Source organism: Aquimarina mycalae (assembly GCF_029906345.1).
In the GTDB taxonomy this organism is placed as follows: Bacteria; Bacteroidota; Bacteroidia; order Flavobacteriales; family Flavobacteriaceae; genus Aquimarina.
Genome location: NZ_JARYGY010000001.1, coordinates 382897 through 404151, shown reverse-complemented (window position 1 = coordinate 404151; position 21255 = coordinate 382897). Strand labels below are relative to the sequence as shown.

Annotated in this window: 19 protein-coding genes and 3 tRNA genes; 8 read left to right on the top strand and 14 right to left on the bottom strand. The window is 32.4% G+C overall.

Translation table 11 applies throughout. The annotated features are described in order from the left end of the window. Nucleotides 1-3: 3 nt before the first annotated feature. A complete protein-coding gene (locus tag QBK95_RS01635) occupies nucleotides 4-900 on the bottom strand; it encodes a MerR family transcriptional regulator (RefSeq protein ID WP_280929849.1) in 897 nt (298 codons plus the stop codon). 160 nt (nucleotides 901-1060) lie between these two features. Continuing rightward, nucleotides 1061-1618, bottom strand: a complete 558-nt coding sequence (locus QBK95_RS01630) for an RNA polymerase sigma factor (protein WP_280929847.1) — start codon at nucleotides 1616-1618, stop codon at nucleotides 1061-1063. A 371-nt stretch (nucleotides 1619-1989) separates the two neighbouring features. On the opposite strand from QBK95_RS01630, the gene QBK95_RS01625 reads away from it, so the two are divergent. The 3 genes from QBK95_RS01625 to QBK95_RS01615 all read left to right on the top strand — a co-directional run bounded on the left by QBK95_RS01625 (nucleotide 1990) and on the right by QBK95_RS01615 (nucleotide 5950). Beyond that, nucleotides 1990-3729, top strand: coding sequence for a helix-turn-helix transcriptional regulator (locus QBK95_RS01625; protein ID WP_280929845.1), 1740 nt, complete (start codon nucleotides 1990-1992; stop codon nucleotides 3727-3729). A gap of 497 nt (nucleotides 3730-4226) precedes the next feature. Continuing rightward, the gene (locus tag QBK95_RS01620) at nucleotides 4227-5270 is read left to right on the top strand and encodes a hypothetical protein (RefSeq protein ID WP_280929843.1); all 1044 of its coding nucleotides are present in this window, start codon (nucleotides 4227-4229) and stop codon (nucleotides 5268-5270) included. A gap of 101 nt (nucleotides 5271-5371) precedes the next feature. Next, nucleotides 5372-5950, top strand: coding sequence for a TlpA family protein disulfide reductase (locus tag QBK95_RS01615; protein WP_280929841.1), 579 nt, complete (start codon nucleotides 5372-5374; stop codon nucleotides 5948-5950). 102 nt (nucleotides 5951-6052) lie between these two features. Here QBK95_RS01615 and QBK95_RS01610 read toward each other — a convergent pair whose 3' ends face one another. Beyond that, nucleotides 6053-6613 (bottom strand): RNA polymerase sigma factor, encoded by a 561-nt coding sequence (locus QBK95_RS01610; protein ID WP_280929839.1) that lies wholly within the window; start codon nucleotides 6611-6613, stop codon nucleotides 6053-6055. 210 nt (nucleotides 6614-6823) lie between these two features. Between QBK95_RS01610 and QBK95_RS01605 the strand changes: the two genes are divergently transcribed. Together QBK95_RS01605 and QBK95_RS01600 are read left to right on the top strand one after the other, a co-directional pair. Further along, nucleotides 6824-7999 carry a FecR domain-containing protein gene (locus tag QBK95_RS01605; protein ID WP_280929837.1) on the top strand — a complete coding sequence of 392 codons (1176 nt, stop codon included), beginning with the start codon at nucleotides 6824-6826 and terminating at the stop codon, nucleotides 7997-7999. A 240-nt stretch (nucleotides 8000-8239) separates the two neighbouring features. Continuing rightward, nucleotides 8240-11419: a TonB-dependent receptor gene (locus tag QBK95_RS01600; protein WP_280929835.1), complete on the top strand. Its 3180-nt coding sequence runs from the start codon at nucleotides 8240-8242 to the stop codon at nucleotides 11417-11419. A gap of 85 nt (nucleotides 11420-11504) precedes the next feature. Here the strand turns inward: QBK95_RS01600 and QBK95_RS01595 are convergent, their stop codons facing one another. The 5 genes from QBK95_RS01595 to QBK95_RS01575 form a co-directional block, all read right to left on the bottom strand. After that, nucleotides 11505-12839 carry a M23/M56 family metallopeptidase gene (locus QBK95_RS01595; RefSeq protein ID WP_280929833.1) on the bottom strand — a complete coding sequence of 445 codons (1335 nt, stop codon included), beginning with the start codon at nucleotides 12837-12839 and terminating at the stop codon, nucleotides 11505-11507. Beyond that, nucleotides 12832-13215 carry a BlaI/MecI/CopY family transcriptional regulator gene (locus QBK95_RS01590; RefSeq protein ID WP_280929831.1) on the bottom strand — a complete coding sequence of 128 codons (384 nt, stop codon included), beginning with the start codon at nucleotides 13213-13215 and terminating at the stop codon, nucleotides 12832-12834. The genes QBK95_RS01595 and QBK95_RS01590 overlap by 8 nt, the downstream gene beginning before the upstream one ends. Nucleotides 13216-13438: 223 nt before the next feature. Further along, nucleotides 13439-13522 (bottom strand) — tRNA-Leu (locus QBK95_RS01585). 66 nt (nucleotides 13523-13588) lie between these two features. Continuing rightward, nucleotides 13589-13661 (bottom strand) — tRNA-Lys (locus QBK95_RS01580). Nucleotides 13662-13729: 68 nt separating this feature from the next. Next, nucleotides 13730-13802, bottom strand: a tRNA-Lys gene (locus QBK95_RS01575). A 135-nt stretch (nucleotides 13803-13937) separates the two neighbouring features. Here QBK95_RS01575 and QBK95_RS01570 point away from each other — a divergent pair. Further along, on the top strand, nucleotides 13938-14459 hold the full coding sequence (locus QBK95_RS01570; RefSeq protein WP_280929829.1) for a shikimate kinase: 522 nt from the start codon (nucleotides 13938-13940) through the stop codon (nucleotides 14457-14459). On the opposite strand, the gene QBK95_RS01565 is transcribed toward QBK95_RS01570, so the two are convergent. From QBK95_RS01565 to QBK95_RS01555, 3 genes are read right to left on the bottom strand one after another with little or no spacing between them, the layout of a single operon-like run. Further along, the gene (locus QBK95_RS01565) at nucleotides 14451-14951 is read right to left on the bottom strand and encodes a phosphoribosyltransferase family protein (protein WP_280929827.1); all 501 of its coding nucleotides are present in this window, start codon (nucleotides 14949-14951) and stop codon (nucleotides 14451-14453) included. The genes QBK95_RS01570 and QBK95_RS01565 overlap by 9 nt on opposite strands. Before the next feature lie 18 nt (nucleotides 14952-14969). After that, nucleotides 14970-15551: a methyltransferase domain-containing protein gene (locus tag QBK95_RS01560; RefSeq protein WP_280929825.1), complete on the bottom strand. Its 582-nt coding sequence runs from the start codon at nucleotides 15549-15551 to the stop codon at nucleotides 14970-14972. Next, nucleotides 15548-15943, bottom strand: coding sequence for an RNA-binding S4 domain-containing protein (locus QBK95_RS01555; RefSeq protein ID WP_280929824.1), 396 nt, complete (start codon nucleotides 15941-15943; stop codon nucleotides 15548-15550). Before QBK95_RS01555 ends, QBK95_RS01560 begins: the two co-directional genes overlap by 4 nt. 92 nt (nucleotides 15944-16035) lie before the next feature. Between QBK95_RS01555 and QBK95_RS01550 the strand changes: the two genes are divergently transcribed. Next, complete coding sequence (locus QBK95_RS01550; protein ID WP_280929822.1) at nucleotides 16036-17262, top strand: FKBP-type peptidyl-prolyl cis-trans isomerase; 1227 nt, start codon at nucleotides 16036-16038, stop codon at nucleotides 17260-17262. A 54-nt stretch (nucleotides 17263-17316) separates the two neighbouring features. On the opposite strand, the gene QBK95_RS01545 is transcribed toward QBK95_RS01550, so the two are convergent. The 3 genes from QBK95_RS01545 to QBK95_RS01535 all read right to left on the bottom strand — a co-directional run bounded on the left by QBK95_RS01545 (nucleotide 17317) and on the right by QBK95_RS01535 (nucleotide 19947). Next, nucleotides 17317-17934: a porin family protein gene (locus QBK95_RS01545; RefSeq protein ID WP_280929820.1), complete on the bottom strand. Its 618-nt coding sequence runs from the start codon at nucleotides 17932-17934 to the stop codon at nucleotides 17317-17319. 160 nt (nucleotides 17935-18094) lie between these two features. Then, nucleotides 18095-19048 (bottom strand): transketolase family protein, encoded by a 954-nt coding sequence (locus QBK95_RS01540; protein WP_280929818.1) that lies wholly within the window; start codon nucleotides 19046-19048, stop codon nucleotides 18095-18097. Between the two features lie 53 nt (nucleotides 19049-19101). Then, on the bottom strand, nucleotides 19102-19947 hold the full coding sequence (locus tag QBK95_RS01535) for a transketolase (protein ID WP_280929816.1): 846 nt from the start codon (nucleotides 19945-19947) through the stop codon (nucleotides 19102-19104). Nucleotides 19948-20124: 177 nt separating this feature from the next. Here QBK95_RS01535 and tgt point away from each other — a divergent pair, with 177 nt between their 5' ends. Continuing rightward, nucleotides 20125-21255, top strand: coding sequence for a tRNA guanosine(34) transglycosylase Tgt (gene tgt, locus QBK95_RS01530; RefSeq protein ID WP_280929814.1), 1131 nt, complete (start codon nucleotides 20125-20127; stop codon nucleotides 21253-21255).

Genomic DNA, 21255 nt, shown 5'->3' with positions numbered 1-21255 from the left:
TAATTATAATTCTGTTATTAAATCTCCAATTGAAGAGAAATAGCGATGATTGGATGCACTATCATTAGAAAGATTCATGGTTTGCTTACCTAACATCCAGAATTCACTTAATCTTTTTGCACACACTATTTCATTAAATTGATTTACATATTCTTCTATTTTGTCTTTTTCTGGTCTTACTGTAAAATAAGATACGAAAACTGTGTTTTCATGAAAGGATAATAGATTAGGAAGGCTTTCTAACGGAATACTAGGACCTAAATAAATGGCTTTATAACCTTTTAATAGTATTTCGTGATTTATGTATAATAAACCCAATTCGTGTATTTCATTTTCTGGCAGATATAGAATAAATGCTCTATCCGTTTTCGTAGGATTAACGTATTGTAGTTTTTCGATGTTAACCAATAGCTTTTGTTTGATCAAATTGGTGATAAAATGCTCATGTGATGGACTGATCGTATTTGTTTGCCATAATAAACCTATTTCTGTAAGCAAAGGGATGAATACATCAGTGAAAATTTGTCTAAATGTTCTTTTTTCTGATAGTTGTTCGAAAGTATCCATGAACAATTGTAAATCATAATTGAGCATGGATATTTTTAAAGAATTGATTGCTTGATTTTTAGTGCTGTTATCAGAAACAATTCTCCTTACATATTCATCGATCTCTTCATTATTAAGTTTAGAAACACGAGAAATTTTGTAGCCACTATTTACTAAATAAGTTACATTAAGTAACTTCTGAAGATTTCTTAAACTATATGTACGTATATTCGTTTGAGTTCGATCTGGTGATAATAAATTGTATCTTTTTTCCCATATTCTTATGGTGTGCGCTTTTACACCACATAAGTTTTCAAGATCCTTAATACTGAAATTTTGTTTAATATTGTTCACTTTTTAAGTATAAAAGTTAAACAAATTTAAATAAAAAAAAGGAGTATTAAGCAAACTAAGCTTGTTAAAGTATGAATTTTAATTGTTAAAAAAATGTATAAAACACATGTTAAAGCTATAAAAAGCTGATTATTTGACAACTACAATGTGATTTTGTTGATTAAAATAAAAATCTAGACACTTGTGCTTTTATCAATTTGATAGCTTTACGAATATGTACTTCAACAGTTCTTGAAGAAATACCTAATAATTTGGCAATCTCCTTATTTCTTTTTTGTTCAAATCTACTCAGTTTAAAAACTTTTTTACATTTTGTAGGTAATAGTTCTATAGCTTTTTCAATTTTTATAAAATAAGATTCCAATAGATTTTCCTCAAGCACATTATTGGTGTCATATAATGTTTCTAACTTTAATTGATCAAGCAGATCAATTTGTTTTTTTTGTTTTCTAATGTGCATCAAGAATTCATTATGACACGCTCTAAAAAGATAACTTTTTAAAGAAGTTTTAATCTCTAAAGATTCTTTTTTCTCCCAAAGACGTAGCATTACATTTTGAACCAAATCTTTTGATAAATCCATGTCATTAGATAATTTACATACGTAGTTACATAACCAGTTATTATATGTGTCAAATATAATTTTGTAGCACTGTTGATCTCCTGTACTTAATCCTTTAATGAGTAGTTTTTCAGTAATTTTGAATTCTTGCCCCATAGTATCTGAATAGTTATAAAATTGAATTACTATTGTTTTATTATTTGTATTGTTTTGTGCTCGACAAATGTATTTTGAGAAGAGAGATTTTTCAGTAAATTCAGGTGTGTAAAAGGTGTGTGTAGCGATGGTTTATGCGTGTGTATTATGTGTATTATGGGGTTAATTACCATATTTTTAAGTGTATACGTTCTTTTAAAGAAAGTGTTCTGGTTTTTTTCTGTTACTACAGTTGTCGTTTTATCTTATGAATTGTAGATGAAAAAAACATCAATTTTAGAAAGAAAGTAAATGGTTATTTATTAGATATGATAGAACATATGTTGTTCATAAATTATTTGTAATTTTAGTTGTATCGAAAATTCTATAACATGAAACGGTTTTTTGCATCTATGTTATTTGTTCTCTCTCTAATGGTAGTATCTGCTCAAGGTACTAAAGATGACCTCGATAGATTCAAAGAATTGGTGAAAACTGAACCAATTAGAGGTGATAAAGGAGCAAATTCTAAATTCCATACATTATTGGTACTATCTAAGAAGCTCAACTTACCAATTAAAGAACGCTACTATACGACGCAAATATTGAGAGATCATTATGCTAAGAGCAGAAAAGATAGTTGTCTTTATTATTTAGAAAAAGTCAAGAAGTTAGCTGAAAATACCAAAGATGAGATGTCTATTGATGAAAAAATAGAAATTTATAATAAGATAGCTTCTATTGAGTCTGGTTTTTTTGGATATAATTTTAATGTAACTAATTATTATAGTAAAGCATATGAATTAGCTTTAACATCGCAAAATGATAATGCAATTTTTTATATATTACTTAATATAGCAGAGTTATTATTACTTCAGGATGGAGACCCTCTTGATCAGGTAAATCAATTGATACCAGATATAAAAAATGCCTTAAAAGATTATCCTGACACCTATTATCGATATGATGCCTATAATTCTTTAGCAAGATTGTATTTTATAAAAAATGATATGGATATAGCTAAGCGCTGGATTGATAAAACCAAGATAGGCACGCTAGAGGATAAATACCATAAATATCAATATTGGGTCGCAGAAAATTTAATGAGCTACTATTTTTACAAAAAAGGAGAAGTGTACAAAGCATTAGATGTATTGAATTCTGCAATGAATGATTTTGAGCCACTATCTGGAAATCAAGATGAATTAAAAATGATGTATTATCACTATTATTTATACTATAGTTATATAGGGGATGATGATAAAGCATTATCCTTTATAACCAAAGCAAGCGAAGCCCCATTATCTATTTACGAAAAGATATTTTATAAAGATAAAATGGTAGGATATTTATATAAACAAGAAAAGTATACACTTGCAAAGAAATTGAATAAAGAAAAATTAGAGTTATTATCAGAGATTACTATTACTGATGATAACTTAATATCCAAGTTTTTTATAAATGAACTTCAAAAGAAAGACCTGGAAGTAGCACAAACCGCATTAATAAATAATAATCTACAGTTAAAAGAAAAAAATATAACTAAAACTAATCAGGTACTTTGGTTGGCCATCGCTTTGATTTTAGTTTTGATTGCCATACTTATCTATGTTTTTATAAAGAAAGGAAAGAAAAAAGATAAGACAATTGTCGATTTAAGACTTAGAGAATCTAGAGTTTTACAAGAATTAGTAGCTCAAAGAGAAAATGAGTTACAATTGGTAGCACTTAAAGTAACTAATAAATTGAATGTTTTAAAAGAATTAAAGGAAGAGATAGAAAACATAACACAGATTACTCCAGAAATCAATACTCTAAAAACAAAAGTCAATAGGTTAATATCTTCAGGAACCGAACTGGCAGAGGTTTCGGATCGATTGCAAACCCAATATCCTGGAATCTCCTATAACTTAAAAAAATCACATCCTGATTTATCCGAAACTGAGGTTAAATATTGTTTATTGACCAAATTAAACTTATCCTTAAAAGAAACGGCAAATATCTTAATGGTATCCCCAGATACCGTAAAACACACCAGAAGCCGTATTAAAAGAAAAATGAAAATACCAAAAGAGCTTTCTTTAAAAAACTACATGGATCAGGTTTCTAACGAAGAAAGAGTAGTTGCTTAGTAGTTTTATAATTTGTTCTAAGATCTTTTTATAATAGAGAATGAATACAGCTTGTACTTAAGTTAAAAGCAAGAGTGTCTAGATTTATAATTTAAAAATATCAATTTTCCCTTTCTTTTTTTATTGTGTCTAGACCCCTTGATATACTTGAGTTAATGAGAATCCTAGCTAGTCTTCTGAAAACTTTTTTCACAAAAAAATAATACTAGAGTACGTAATATTCATTATGTCTGCATCATAGATACAGAAAATGAATAACAGATTAGATTCGTTAACTAGTACTTGAGATTATTCACTAATATGATAATTTGACTTTATATCACTTTACACAAGCAAAATTTAATAAAAACTCAACTAGCTGTAAGTGTAAGTGTATCATATTGATAAAAAAACAAGTGTGCGCCGCGCTAAGGAATCCTAATACTATTTTTCATGAGGAGGTATCCGAAAATCCTTTGCATAGAGTAGGAGTTACAAATTTCTAATTTTAAAAAACTATGAAAAATTTAAGAAAGTATTATGTGTTAATCGTAGCATTATCCCTGGTATTAGTGTCTTGTGAAAAAGATGAAGTACAAGAACCAATAGAAGGACCTCAAGCAGAAGAAATTGGCATAGAAGAGATTGAAGCAGATGTCGAATCTTCTGATATGGATGGTAAAAGTTTTGTGATTACTGAAGATGGGAAACAAATATCTGAAGAAGAATATTTAAAACTAACTGCAGAAAAAAATAATTCACTAGCAAAATCATCTAATACGTATTCATATAATATTTCAGGAGCTGATATGGATAAGTTAGGGATGAGGCATAGTGATGCACGAACGGTAATGGATCGCTATAAAAGAAACCAAGCATGGTTAAATTACCCTAATGTTAATATATATGGTTTATTGGTTGGCTGTAGACCTTTTGGAAATAGTGCAACTTGCACAGGAGACCGTTCGGCAAAATGGCATTTAACTAGAGAAAGTGTGGGAGATCAGTTTACCAGAAGAGTTAGTGGACCATTTATATTAACCGAAAGAGAGAAAAAAGGATTACCAAATAGAGATGTATCCTTAGGAGGGCAAAGAGCATTTGACTATCAAGAGTCTGTTACTGGTAGTATAACTGTAACCTTAAAAGCTGGACTTAAAGTAGGTGTTAAAGCATCTGCAGGATTTTTAGGTACAGGTACCGAAGTTACAGGAGAAGTTAATTTTGAAGCCTCTGTAGCGGGATTGGTAGGAAGAACTGTTACTCGTACCAATATTATTAATTTCTCTGATGGAGATTTTGTTCCTAAAGGGAAAAAATGTGATTTTCGAATCATAGGCGAAAAACGAGAAACTGTCAAAAAATACAATGTAAAAGTTAGAGTGAAAGGACCTGCTTACGTAAGATTTACAGCTGGAGGAGAACAGCGTGTGAGAGACGAAGCAGATGGAGCAAAGTATGCTTTTCCTGATAAAGAAAGAAATGGAGGAACGTATTCTTATGAGGTGAAGAACCAATATTGGAGATACTCTATCGAAAGAGTTAATTGTAGAAATCTATAAACAGACATAGAGAGCTATTTATCATGTTATTAGTGATAAGAAACTGATAAATAGCTCTTTTAATTCCCATTTAAATACTAAACAATATAAAAAAAGAACAGATGAGAACTAATAAAAAAATATCTTTAAGTATCATCATAAGTATGTTTGTTATCATTATAGTTTGTGTAATTCAGTTATTGAATCTAAAGGAATCATTAAACATTGCGCAAGTGAAAATTAACGAACTAACAGAAAATTCTGAAATAACTAGTGTATCGCAGAATACTAAGGAAAATAAATTACTACCACCAGCACCAGAACTTGCACTGCAAGATCATAATGGGAAAGAATTACAATTGAAAAATCTTTCTTCTGAAAAGAAAAAATTGTTGGTATTTACCAGTGAAGGATGTGATTATTGTGAAAACTTTTATCCAGAATTAGATGCCTTTTCAAAGCAATATGAAAACTTTGAAGTAGTGGTAGTTAAATACGGAACTTCTATAGATGATAACAAACAAATGATGGAGAAGAAAGGATATAATTTCAAACTTTTATCAGGAACCGAACAAACATTTGCAGAGTATCAAATCCAAGGAACACCAGTGACATTTTTGTTAAATGAGACCAATCATATCGTAGAAATTGCCTACTTAGAAAGTAAAGAACAGATTGAAGAATGGGTTTTTGCTATTTAAATATCTTTTGTAATGATCGTGATGAAAAAGATATTATTTCAATAAAACATGATGTTTTGCCTCTTTCAGCTCCCCCAATCTGATAGAGGTTTTTTTGTTTTTTTAGAACAATAAGAAACTAGAAACATTAGTTTTTAAAAAAAGCATAGCCTTACGAATATGAACTTCGACAGTTTTGGGAGAGATCCCTAATATTTGAGCGATCTCCTTATGCTTTTTACGTTCCAGACGACTTAATTTAAAAACCTCTCTACATTTAGCAGGTAATTTTTCGATGGCATTTTCTATTTTTTGCCAATCTGCTTCTTCTTGTTCTTTTTCCTGTACAGAATGAATTTCCAATAAGGTCTCCCATTTTAAAGTGTCTAATGCATCAACTTCTTTTTTCTGTTGTCTTAGATGCATTAAAAATTCATTATAGCAGCTTTTAAAAAGATAGCTTCTAAGTGAGGTAGTAATCGTAATCGTGGTTTTCTTTTCCCATAATCGCATAAAAACGTTTTGAGTCAAATCTTCAGCTAATATACGATCATTAGTGAGTTTGTATACATAGTTAGTTAGCTCATTAAAGTGATTTGTAAACACAATTTTGTAAGCAGTATGATCACCTGTAGAGAGTCGTTTTATAAATGCATCATCAATATGTAAAACTTTGTTTATCATACAACTATTCTATCGCTAATGTAAAAAAAATAAAATTTAATGCAGGATTTAATTTGTCTAAACTTATGTAAATAGCTTTAAAATAAGCTCCTTTTTTTAAAAACTAGAATAGAGAAATGATCATTAAAATATTTTTTTTCTAAATAACTAAGGGATTTTTGTTTTTTCTGCATCATGTAGGTAGGGAAGATTAAAGAGAAGAATATATTGATGAAAAAACATTTACAATTAATAGAAGAATACTTAAAGAATACGATTTCTCCAGAAGATAGAGAAATACTAAAATCATGGCTAGAAGAAGACGAAGAACATAAAGACATTTTTAAAGAGAAAGTTACTGCGTGGAGTGCTACAAAAGAAGAGATTTCAGTGGATCCAAAAAAAGCATATGATCGTTTTGTAACTAAGATACAAGAAAAAGATAGTGAAAAGGCTAAAGTTATCTCATTACGACCGTGGAGAAAAGTTGCACAATATGCTGCAGTATTAGCTGGAATTTTGGTTGTGGGATATTTTATAACTAAAACCAATCCTGTATACACCGAAAATGAAAATACTATCGTATCAACTGAATCATTACCAGAAGATAAAATTAAAATTGTACAAGAAGATGGTACGGTAATCTATATGGATGTTGATGACCAATCTGATATTGTAACCGCAGATGGTACTGTAATCGGTACAAAAGAACAAGATCAGCTTATTGTAACAGCAGATAACAAGGATAACAAAGTAGGATACTTAGAAATTTCAATACCGAAAGGGAAAATTTTTCAATTGAGTCTACATGATGGAACTAAGGTATGGTTAAATGCTGCAAGTACACTTAAGTTTCCGCAGCAGTTCAATGCGTCGGAAAAAAATAGAACAGTGTATCTCGATGGAGAAGCTTTTTTTGATGTAACGACGAATAAGGAACAGCCTTTTATTGTACAAACAAAAGAGATACAGGTAGAAGTATTAGGTACACAGTTTAATGTATCTTCTTACGCGGATGATACTACTGTAAGAACAACTTTAGTAGAAGGTTCGGTAGCAGTTAATGATTCAGAAAATCAATCTAACTTATTAAAGTTAATACCAAGTTATCAAGCGATATATAGTAAAGATCAAAAGATTATAAATAAACAGAAAGTAAACACCGAATTATTTACATCTTGGATGTATAGAAAAATGATCATACAAGATGAATCTTTCGCTTCGATAATCAAACGATTAGAAAGAACTTATGACGTAGAAATTGTAAGTAATAACCAAAAATTAAATGATACACAATTTACTGGAGAATTTGATATAGAAAATGTAAGACAAATTCTAAATGTGTTTTCCGAAACTATAAATTTTACATATAAGATAGAAAATAAAAGAATTGTCATCGCCCCATAATTAAGAGACAATGGTTATTCAGAACTTATCAAATATGATATTTATAATACGATAAGTTCTGGATGACTTAAGAAAATTACAATCAATCCGTAAAAAGAAAAAAGGAAGTGCTGCAACACTTCCCTTACGGTTTGATTATTATTTAACTGAGTACTAACAACCAAACTTTTCAAAATTATGAAAAAAAAGGGTAACCGTACGCTATTTTCACACTTAGCGCACAAATCAATCGTTTTAAGAATGAGGCTTACACTAGTTTTATTTTGTTTTTCAATCCTACAGATGATGGCAACTTCAGGCTTTTCACAAGGCAAAATAGAACTGGATTTAGAACAAACAACCATTGCTGAAGCAATAAAAGAAATTAAAAATCAGACTTCTTATAAGTTCTTTTATATCAGTGATCAGGTTAATTTGAATCAGAAAACCACTATTAAAGTTAAAAAGGAAACTATTGATAAAGTATTATCAATACTCTTTGATAATACCGATATTTCGTATTCTATTATTGGAAAACAGGTAGTGTTAAAGAAAAAACCTATTATACCAGAAGAAAAAAAGATACTTCGCGAAGTAAAAGGTAATGTCAAAGATTCTAATGGTAGTCCACTTCCTGGAGCCAATGTGTTAGTAAAAGATACCACGATAGGGGCGCAAACTGATTTTGAAGGAAACTTTACAATCAATTTACCTGATGATGCTTCTATTCTGGTAATTTCATACGTTGGTTTTGAAACACAAGAAATAGATGTGACAGGAAAAGATTTTATTGAAGTTACCTTAAAAGATGCATCAGCTCAATTGGATGATGTGGTCATTGTAGGATCTAGAAACCCTAGTAGAACTGCTACGCAAACTGCGGTACCAATCGATGTAATAGATATTACACAAGTAGCTACTCAAGGACCGCAAACATCGGTAAATGAAATCCTTAATTATGTAGCGCCTTCTTTTACTTCACAAACACAAACGGTTTCTGATGGAACAGATCATATTGATCCCGCTTCATTACGTGGATTAGGGCCTGATCAGGTATTAGTATTGGTTAATGGAAAAAGAAGACATAATACAGCTTTAGTAAATGTAAATGGAACTGTAGGTGCAGGTAGTGTAGGAACGGATTTAAACGCTATTCCTACAGCAGCTATACAACGTATTGAAGTATTAAGAGACGGAGCGGCAGCTCAATATGGTTCTGATGCAATTGCAGGAGTAATTAATATTGTACTAAAAAAGGGAACAAATAAACTGGATGTAATCCTTACTACTGGAGCTAATTTTAGTGAGAATTCAGATCAATTTGATGGAGGTAGTGATGGAGAAAAGGTAAAACTTGATGTTAATTATGGATTGCCGTTAGGAGAAAAAGGCGGGTATATAAACTTTACAGGATCTTTATCTACTAGAGAACCTGCTTTACGTAATCGTGATTATCAAGGAGATATTTTTAGAGGGTTTCATGGAGCAGAAAGAGTATTTGCTGCTGGAGGAGGAAATGTAGCTGAAATGACATTAGCCGATTATCAATCAGCTTCGCAAAATATTACCTATTTAGATCAAGCGACCCGAGATCAGATAGCGGCATTAGATGTTACCGACCCAACGGATATTGACACCTTTAGAACCTTATTAGATTTTGATGCAGATGAAGATGAATTGGCTGCAAGAGGATTGACACGAACAGATTTCAGATTTAAAGTAGGTACAGCAAAATTACGAGAAGGAAAGTTTTTTGCCAATATGGCTATTCCATTAGGAGAAGATGCAGAGTTCTATAGTTTTGGAGGAATTAGTTATAGAGAAGGACTAGCTTCAGGATTTTACAGGAGACCAGCACAAAGTGATGGTAGAGCTAATACTCCTGCATTTCCAAATGGTTTCTTACCTAATATAGGAACCGATATCGTAGATAAATCTATTGCAGTAGGAATTAAAGGAAAAGTAAAAGATTGGAACGTAGATTTTTCGAATACTTATGGAATCAACAACTTTGATATTACTGTTGGCAATTCTAGTAATGGAACATTAGGAGTGGCAACACCCAGAAGTTTTGATGCTGGAGCTTTAAGCTTTATGCAAAATACTACCAACCTTGATATTGGTAGGTTTTATGAAGATATTTTTAGCGGATTGAATGTAGCGATGGGGGCTGAGTACAAAGTAGAGAACTATACAATTACAGCTGGAGAAGAAGCATCCTACACCAGTTATGATATTAATGGTAATATTGTTACAAGTACAACTCCAGACACTGATTTAGTTCGTAATAATTTCACTGGAGCAGTTCTTGGTGGAGGTTCTCAAGTTTTTAGAGGATATGATCCTAATAATGAAACGGATAAATATAGAAACAGTATCGCTGGATATATTGATCTTGAAGCTGATTTTACTGAAAAATGGTTGGTAAGTCTTGCCGGAAGATATGAGAACTTTTCGGATTTTGGAGATACATTTAATTATAAGCTAGCTACTCGTTATAAGATAACTGAAAATTTCTCGGTACGAGGAGCGAACAGTACAGGATTTAGAGCACCTTCATTGCATCAGCAATTCTTTAGTCGTACCAGTACTGTTTTTGTGGATAATCAACCGTTTGAGCAAGGAACTTTTACAAATGATAGTAGAGCGGCAGCTTTAATTGGTATAGCTCAGCTAAAAGAAGAAACTTCTAGTAGTTTTAGTTTAGGGTTAACTACAAAAATTAAAAGTTTTACAGTTACAGCAGATGCATATCTAATCAATATTGATGATAGGATTGTATATAGTGGAAGCTTCGGAAACGGAGGAGATCCTGAGTTAACTCAGATATTTGCAGATGCTGGAGCGACCAGTGCTCGATTCTTTGTAAATGCTATAGACACAAAATCACAAGGAATAGATATAGTGATATCTCATAAAGCAAATTTTGGAGAAGAGATGGTATTAAAAAATGATTTATCGGCAACATTTGCGAAAACCGAAGTTGAAGAAATCAGAGTGCCAGAAAGGATAGCCAATGCAGGACAGAGTATTAATTTCTTTGACGGACAAGAAGAAGCTTTTCTAACCTTAGCACAGCCAAGAACCAAATTAAGCCTTACCAATGCGTTATCTTTTGGACGCTATGATATCTTGTTAAGAAATGTATTCTTTGGAGAAGTAACGGATCCAGATGATTTTAATGGAGATGCTAGAGTAGATGGTACTCCTGTTAGTGACGATGCTGTATATGGTGGAAAGGTAGTAACGGATCTTTCGTTTTCTGCAAAACTGTTGGAAAACCTAAATATTACGATTGGGGCTAATAATTTGTTAGACGTATACCCCGATGAGAATAGAGCAGGAGGAACAGCTGGTGATCAGTTTGTATACTCCAGAAGAACTTCGCAGTTCGGATATTCTGGGAGGTTTTTATTTGCAAGGATTAACTTTAGCCTTTAAATACATTGAATTTTGTTTCACTAATTTAGTTTTTGTTTGTTAGAACAGGCAAGAGTAATTTGTACTCTTGCCTGTTTTTACATCATTACTCTTTAATATAATGCATAGGGTTTACTCGCTTTCCATGAAGCTTTACTTCATAGTGTAGATGAGGTCCTGTAGAAAGTCCAGTGTTTCCGGCATATCCAATGATTTGCCCTTTTTTAACTTGTTGCTTTTCTGTGATGTTAAATCCTTGTAAGTGTGCATACCAGGTTTCATATCCATCAGTGTGAGAAATAATAATTAAATTTCCCCAATCACCTTTATTTTTAGCGTTAAGAATAATTCCGTCTGCCGTAGCTATAATGGGAGTGCCTATTTTTGCTCTGATATCAATGCCGTGATGAAAAACTTTCTTTTTCTTTATTGGGTGATTAAATCCAGGACCGTAACGAGCAGTTATGTCATCTATAGATCCATTTTTAATAGGAAAAATAGAAGGAGGGTTTTCTGTTATCATTTCTTTTTCAGGTACTTGTTCTATGATGTGATTTGAACTGAGTTCTGGTTTAATAAATGCCATAAAAAGCATTACTAATACAGGAATGAGTACAATATATTTGATAATATTGTTTTGATTAGAATTGGTTCTTGTGATCATGTCTATTCGTTTTTTGATTAATGAATGATTGAAATAACTGTATAGTTTTACTGATTGTTTTACTCCTAGATTTTTAGCTAGGAGCTCTAAATAATATGATTTTTTGATTTGGCTATCTACTACTGATTTATCTGCCTGAAATTCATGAATAGATCGAATCGATTTTCTGAAAAGATATACACAAGGGTTAAACCAAAATAATGCTACATATATTTCTGTAAATATTATATCTGCGGTATGATATAATCTGATATGAGCTTGTTCATGGGCAATTATAGGTTGATCGTATTTATACGGGTTATCTTTTGGAATAAATATCCAATTAAGACAAGAAAATATAGTCGGTACATCTGCGACAATAAATCGATATCCATTTTTAATAAAACTTTCAGATTTCTTTTTCAAAATGTATAAATGTGAGATAGAAAATAATAACCTTAGGATACATAAAGTAAAACCTGAAAAATATAATAGATATAGTAGCTGAGTCACATTCCAGTCTTTCTGGGTACTGTGAGTTGTAGTTTTCTTAGTTACATCAGTCACCGCATTGAAAGAGATGAATTCGTCAAAATCTGGAATCTCAATAATATGATGCTCTATAGGTATCACTATTTGGTTTAAAAGAGGAAATAATAGGGATAGTGGTAATAAAAATAATAATACGAATCTATTAATTTTGTGGAACGTTAGCTTTCGAAAGAATATGTAATAGGTGATATATAAAATTATCAAACAAATGCTTGTTTGTAATAGGTATATTAAAAAATTATTCATCTTCTTTTTTTAATTTATTTATTTTTTCCTCAATAAATTGCTTCATATCTTCTAATTCAGAGACATCCAGATCTGCGTCATTAGCAAAAAACATAGCAAACTTACTTGTCGAACCACTAAAGAAATTTTTAACTACACCTTTAAAGTGATGCTTAAAATAGGTTTCTTTAGATATTAAAGGGTAGTATTCTTTTATTCTGCCGTAAGTAGTAAAACTTATAAACTTTTTGGTAACCAAAGTTCTAATTACAGTAGAAATCGTTGTATACGCTGGGCGAGGCTCTGGAAATTGAGTCACAATATCTTTTAGGAATGCTTTTTCAAGTTTCCAGAGATATTTCATAATCTGCTCTTCAGCCTTTGTTAAATCCTTCATATGGCAAATATAACTATATTTTTAGTAATAAAACTATAAAAATAGTAATATAACTATGTTTTTAGTAATTAAAACGTTTAACGAATCTTATCCTGTATGTAATCGGGTGTTAATTTGGTGGAGTATACTCAATGAGTATTTTGTTGATTAATATTACGTATGCAAGTAGTTATGGAAATTAAGTATATAAGATTTTTTTAAATTCCATTAAGTAAAAGAAAAGTGCCCAGGATGGGAGTCGAACCCACACGCCCTAATGGACACATGGCCCTCAACCATGCCTGTCTACCAGTTCCAGCACCTGGGCAAATTAGGTGCTATAATATACTATAAAACTAAAAAAGTACCGCAGGGGAATTGCGATACTTTTTAGTGACCGGGCTGGGGCTCGAACCCAGGACCCTCTCCTTAAAAGGGAGATGCTCTACCAACTGAGCTACCAGGTCATTGATAAAATCTTTATCAAATATTTTTAAGAACTAAAGGTAATTGTTAAAAGCATTACCAAGCTTTGTGACCGGGCTGGGGCTCGAACCCAGGACCCTCTCCTTAAAAGGGAGATGCTCTACCAACTGAGCTACCCGGTCAGACATTCTTTTTTCCTTGAATGCGGGTGCAAATATACTATCAATAATTTATTTTTCAAGAAGAATTTAATATAAATTTACGTTTTATTTTAAATGTCCTTTTTTTCAGGCATAAATAGTCTAAATTTTAGTTTTATGAATATCATTTTATTGGGGTATATGGGATGTGGTAAGTCCTCTATTGGCAGGGATTTAGCTTCTAGATTAAAGATGAAATGTCTGGATCTGGATGATTATATAGAAGATCAAGAAAAAAAATCGATTAAACAGATTTTTGCAGATAAAGGAGAAATATATTTCAGAAAAAAAGAGACCGAATACCTTAAACAGCTCTTAGAAATTCGTTCAAATACCATAATTTCTCTTGGAGGAGGAACTCCATGTTTTGCAGGTAATATCGAATTGATAAAAAATAATGATAAGGCTAAAAGTGTATATTTAAAAACATCTTTGCAAGAGTTGGTGAGTAGATTGTATCTAGAAAAAGATAAACGACCATTAATTGCTCACATAAATTCTCAGGAGGATCTAAAAGATTTTATTAGAAAACATCTATTCGAACGTTCATATTACTATAACCAGGCTGAATATGTTATTTCTACAGATAGTAAAACGGTTACCGAAATAGCAGAAGAAATACAAGCTAGCTTATTCTAAAGTTGCTAAATCACGCTCTCCAAATGTCACCTGTACATGTTCATGTAATGAAGTGGATAATGAAATACCTTTAAAATCCGCTTTAATTGGGTATTTTTTGTGATTTCGATTAACCAAAACCGCTGTTTTAAAACGTGTTAAAGGAACATCAAGAAAATGTTTTACTCCATAAACTAAAGCAGTCCCAGAATTGAGCACATCATCGGCTAAAACTAATGATTTGTTTTTATAGACTGAATCTGATATGGAGGTTTTTACAGTGTTCTGAGGTGAAGATTTATCCATAGTTACTTCGCACAAAGTAATATGGATGTTAGAAATGTCTTCCAAGATCGCTTTTAGGCGTTCAGCAAAAATGTATCCGTTTTCTGCAATACCAGCAATAATAATCTCTTTCTCATTTACATTGGTTTCATAGATTTGATATGCGATACGCTTAATCTTATGCTGAATTTGTTCATGAGTAAGAATGATGTTGTCTGTAGTCTGCATACCTCGGATTATTATTTTTTAATTGACCTCAAAGATAAAAAAGAGTTCGTTACTCATGCGAGGTGAAATTGAATTATAACATTTTTCTAATATTTTGATATCAAATGTAGGAGAAAACAGTTTGCTGTATTCCTTAAGGTTGCCGCTAAATGGTGGTCCTGGTTTTTTGAACTCAGTATCAAAAAGAACACCTACTAGTTTTCCTTGAGGCAAAAGAAGTGATTTTATTTTATGCACATAATCTTTTCTTTGATTGGGTTGCAATGCACAAAAAAATGTTTGCTCTATAATGATATCGAATGTGTTTTCTAAATCAAAAAAATCTTGATGTAGTATATGTGACTTAGGAAAATCGGGTACTTTTTCTTTAAAATTATCCAGCGCTTCTTTTACAAAATCTAGAACATAAATATTTTTAAATCCTTTTTTATATAAATATGCAGCTTCGTAAGCGTTTCCACATCCTGGAATTAAAATTTTTAAATCTCTATTTTCGAGTTGATCAATATAAGAAGCTATTGGAGGAGAAGCATAGCCAATATCCCAACCTGTTTGTTGTTGTTTATATTTATGATTCCAAAAATGTGTGTCTAATATCATTCTTCACTATCGTTTTCATTATCAGTTGGTTCGTCAAACCAATCATCAATATCTCTTCGATCTTTTTTTGTGGGTCTACCCATACCTTTTTTTCGATAATATTCCTTAGAATATTTTAAAAGATCTAATTTTTGCAACGCTTCTTTTGGAGTTACGTCTTTACGATATATGTCGACTAGCTTAGCACCTAGCCGACTTTTTGGTGTGTCCAGAACGATAAGTTCGTAGTTGACTTGGTTCTTACGAACCATAATTTTATCAGTAGGGTAAACTTCTCGAGATGGTTTTATAATATCTCCATTTACTCGGACTTTACCTTCTTTGCAAGCCTTAGTAGCAATGCTACGTGTCTTGAAATATCGGATACACCATAAATATTTATCAACTCGCATAAAAAAATGATTAAAAATGCGTTTTATCTCTAATAATTGTGAAACAAAAGTACAAGAAAATCGTATCTTGCGCCTTCAAAAAAGTAATTTAGATGAATCTTAAAAAATATATTTTCGCCATAGGAATTATTATGGTAGTATTATATTCGTGTGGTAATGATGATGACAACGGTCTAGAGATGGTTCCACCTAGGGATCGAGCAGAACAACAAGCAAATGAAGATCCTTTAATACAGGAATACCTAAAAACACATTTCTACACTTTGGTGGATAATGATGCGAATCCTGATTACCAAATAGTACAATTTGATACTATTGCAGGAGTGAATAGTGCAGAAACTTCTATTTGGGATTCTGGACTTTTAGCAACTAAAACGATTACTCGAGAAGAAGTAGATTATACTTTATATATATTAAATTTCAATAGTGGGGTGGATACAGAACGCCAACCTACTTTTGCTGATTCTACTTTTGTAACCTATAGAGGAGAGCTATTCTACGATAATGAAGATAAGGATGGAGATGGTATACCAGATGATGGAGATGTTGATGCCGATGGAGATGGTGAAGCTGACTTAATTGATGATGTAGCCAGAACAGATAGTGATGGTGATGGTATTGCAGATGATAGTGATGCTGATGATGATGGTACTCCAGGAACAGATCCAGGTAAAATCGATTCTGATGGAGATGGTGTTATTGATGATAAGGATCCTGTGGATAATAATGATCCTAATAGAAGAGTATTTGATAGTGCTGTAACACCATTATGGTTTGATCAGGTAAGCTTGATTGAAGGATGGAGAGAAACCGTTGTTGATTTTAAAGGAGCTTCTGGTTTTGTAGAAAATGCGGATGGTACCGCAAGTTATAATATGGATTTTGGTAATTGTACGGTATTTTTTCCTTCAGGTTTAGGATACTTCTCGTCTGCAGCACCAGGAGGAGGAATCCCACTATATTCTCCACTGATTTTTAGTATTCAATTATATGGAGTTAATGAATCTGATCACGACAATGATGGAGTACCTTCTTATTTAGAAGATATAGATAACGATAGGTTAGTGCTTGATGAAGATGATGATACGGATAATGATACACGCTTTAATTTTCTGGATACAGATGATGATGGTGATGGAACATTGACAATAGATGAGGACTTAGAGCCTGATACAGATTTATTGGTAGATAGAGATGGAGATGGAGATCCTACTAATGATATTGGAGATGGAGATCCTACAAATGATGATACAGATAACGATGGTATACCCAACTATCTAGATACTGATGATACAGCATCTAGAACGGATACAAATTAAAAACAAAAAACCTGGTGAATTCACCAGGTTTTTTTTGACGTTATTTTTAGGGAATTATAAATCTAAAGCCACACTTAAAATAAACTGATTAGGTCTAGAATCGACTCGGATAGTTTGACCTGTGTTTTGATCAATTGCTTCGGCTTGATTTTCGCTAATTCCTCTTTCGTATCGTAAATCTACATTAAGGCGCTTTATTTGTAATCCAATTCCAAACTGGAGTCCAACTGTAAACTCGTTTTTCACATCACCTAATTGTACATCTTCTAGGTCATTGGCTACAATATACTGAAGAGAAGGACCTCCAAAAACATGTAGTGGTCCTAAAAGATATGCTCCAACAAGAATAGGTAAATCTATTTTTTTTAGATCATAATCTAATTTTCTGTTATCAAAAGAATAGGAGCTGTTATTTTGAGTGTATTGTAATTCTGGTTTAAGATATAGGTTTTCGGTAATATCCCCTCTTAAGAATATGCCGATATGATATCCAGTCCTGTCATCTGCGTTTTCAGAGAGTAGGTTACTACCAGAATTTGTCACATCACTAAATTCTATTTTGCCATTGTCACCATAATTAAGACCCGCTTTAACTCCAAAATTAATTCCTTTATTCTGAGCGATAATTGTGGAAGAACTGAATAGAATTAAAAATACTAATACATTTTTCATTTTAAATGATTTTTAAAAGATGAATAAATAAATTAAATATTTTTTTGGTCGTGGTCAGTATTCCTCTTATAACGAAAATAAGTATTGATTATTCTAATGTTTAATAAAAAAAAGCCTTCTGTGAACAACAGAAGGCTTAAATTTTTACGTAATGCAATTTTTATTTCCTCTTGATAACCTTTATTGCAGCATTAGTTATTGCTTCGGCGTTTAAGCCATACTTTTCCATTAATTGATCTGGAGTTCCACTTTCTCCAAAAGTATCATTGGTTGCGATGAACTCTTGCGGAGTAGGGTGGTTTTGTCCTAATACTCTAGAAACACTTTCTCCTAGACCGCCTAAAAAGTTGTGTTCCTCTGCGGTTACAATACATCCTGTTTTTTTAACAGAATTTAAAATAGCTTCATCATCTAGCGGTTTAATAGTGTGAATGTTAATCACTTCTGCATTAATGCCTTTTTCTTGTAAAGCTTCTGCAGCTATTAAAGCTTCCCATACAAGATGACCTGTAGCTACAATAGTTACATCAGAACCCTCTTGTAGATGAACTGCTTTCCCAATTTCGAATTTTTGATCTTCAGGAGTAAAATTTGCCACTTTTGGTCTTCCGAAGCGTAAGTAAACTGGGCCTTCGTATTCAGCAATAGCAATAGTAGCAGCTTTAGTTTGGTTATAATCACAAGGATTGATTACCACCATTCCTGGTAGCATCTTCATTAAACCAATATCTTCCAGAATTTGATGAGTAGCTCCATCTTCTCCTAATGTTAAACCAGCATGCGATGCACAGATTTTTACATTTTTTCCACTATATGCAATGGATTGACGAATCTGATCATACACACGACCTGTAGAAAAATTGGCAAAGGTTCCAGTAAATGGAATTTTACCTCCAATAGTCATTCCTGCAGCAATCCCCATCATATTAGCCTCGGCAATTCCTATCTGAAAAAAACGATCTGGATTATTAGCGATAAAAGCATCCATTTTTAGAGAACCTATAAGATCCGCACAAAGTGCTACAACATTTTCATTTGTTTTTCCAAGTACTTCAAGACCTGCACCAAAACCTGAACGCGTATCTTTTTTTCCTGTATCTATATATTTTTTCATTTATATCTTTTTTAAGTTATTTCTGTCTTCACAGAAATCTCTTTTTGTATGCCTTAATAATCTCCTAAAGTTTCTGGGTTTTGTTCTAAACCTATTGCTAATTGCTCATCGTTGGGAGCTTTTCCGTGCCAAGCATGAGTATGCATCATAAAATCCACTCCATTACCCATCACAGTATGCATCAATACGCATACAGGTTTTCCTTTTCCTGTTCGGCTTTTCGCTTCCTTTAAACCATCGATTACAGCTGTAATATTATTTCCTTCTTTAATCTCCATAACATCCCAACCAAAAGCTTCAAATTTAGCTTTTAAACTTCCAAGAGGCAATACATCATCTGTAGATCCATCGATTTGTTGACCATTAAGATCAATAGTAGAAATAAGGTTGTCTACTTTTTTACCTGATGCATACATAGCCGCTTCCCAAATTTGTCCCTCTTGTAATTCTCCATCTCCGTGTAGGCTATATACAATATGGTCATCATTATTTAATTTCTTGGCTTGTGCAGCACCAATAGCTACAGACATTCCTTGTCCTAAAGAACCTGAAGCAATGCGAACACCTGGAAGCCCCTCATGAGTTGTTGGGTGCCCCTGAAGTCTACTATTTATCAATCTAAATGTATTTAGCTCTTCTACAGGAAAATAACCGCTTCTTGCTAATACACTATAAAAGACAGGAGAAATATGACCATTAGATAAGAAGAAAAGATCTTCTTCCATTCCATTCATGTCGAATCCATCTTTTCTTTCCAGAATTTCCTGATATAAAGCAACGAAAAATTCTGTGCATCCCAGAGAACCACCTGGATGCCCTGAGTTTACTTTGTGTACTTGTCGTAGAATATCTCTACGAACTTGAGTTACAAAATCTTCTAATTGTTGTGTTTTTGGCATTGTAATGCTAATTGGCTTAATGATTAAGGCGCAAAAATACAGGTTTTGATTACTGTGGCAAAATGTCTGATGACCTTTTAATTAAGATAGCATTGTTAATAACGAAGAGTTTTCGCAAACTTGACTTTATCAAAGTAGTTTTAGTTAGTTATCTTTGCGCTCTACGAAATAAAAATTATGCAATTCGACCTATTATCTACCGATCCTCAAAGTAAGGCAAGAGCTGGAAAAATAACAACTGATCACGGAGTTATCGAAACTCCGATTTTTATGCCTGTTGGTACTGTTGGTACTGTAAAAGGAGTACATCAAAGGGAACTTAAAAACGATATTAACCCAGATATCATTTTGGGAAATACCTATCATTTATATCTAAGACCACAAACCCCTATTTTAGAAAAAGCAGGAGGATTACATAAGTTCATGAACTGGGATCGAAATATACTTACGGATAGTGGCGGGTATCAAGTATATTCATTATCAGCAAACCGAAAGATTAAGGAAGAAGGAGTTAAATTTAAATCTCATATTGATGGGTCTTACCATGTGTTTACTCCAGAAAATGTGATGGAAATACAACGTACTATTGGTGCAGATATCATTATGGCTTTTGATGAATGCACTCCATATCCTTGTGATTATAATTATGCTAAAAGAAGTATGCATATGACACACAGGTGGTTAGACAGGTGTATGCAACATCTTGAAAAAGTTCCAGTTAAATATGGATATGATCAGACTTTTTTTCCAATTGTGCAAGGAAGTACTTATAAAGACCTTAGAAAACAGTCTGCAGAGTATATTGCCAATGCGGGAGCGCAAGGAAATGCAATAGGTGGATTGTCTGTTGGAGAACCAGCTGAAGAAATGTATGCAATGACAGAAGTAGTAACAGAAATATTACCAGAAGATAAACCAAGATATTTAATGGGGGTTGGTACTCCTATTAACATCTTAGAGAATATCGCATTGGGAATTGATATGTTTGATTGTGTAATGCCTACTCGTAATGCCCGTAATGGAATGCTTTTTACAGCTCATGGTACGATTAATATGAAAAATAAAAAGTGGGAAGATGATTTTTCACCTATTGATGAAATGGGGATTACATATGTTGATACAGAATATTCAAAAGCATATCTAAAACACCTTTTTTCGGTAAATGAATTATTAGGAAAACAAATTGCTACAATACATAATTTAGGGTTCTATTTATGGTTGGTTCGAGAAGCAAGAAAACATATCTTAGCGGGAGATTTTAATTCCTGGAAAAATATGATGGTTAAACAAATGGATAAAAGATTGTAA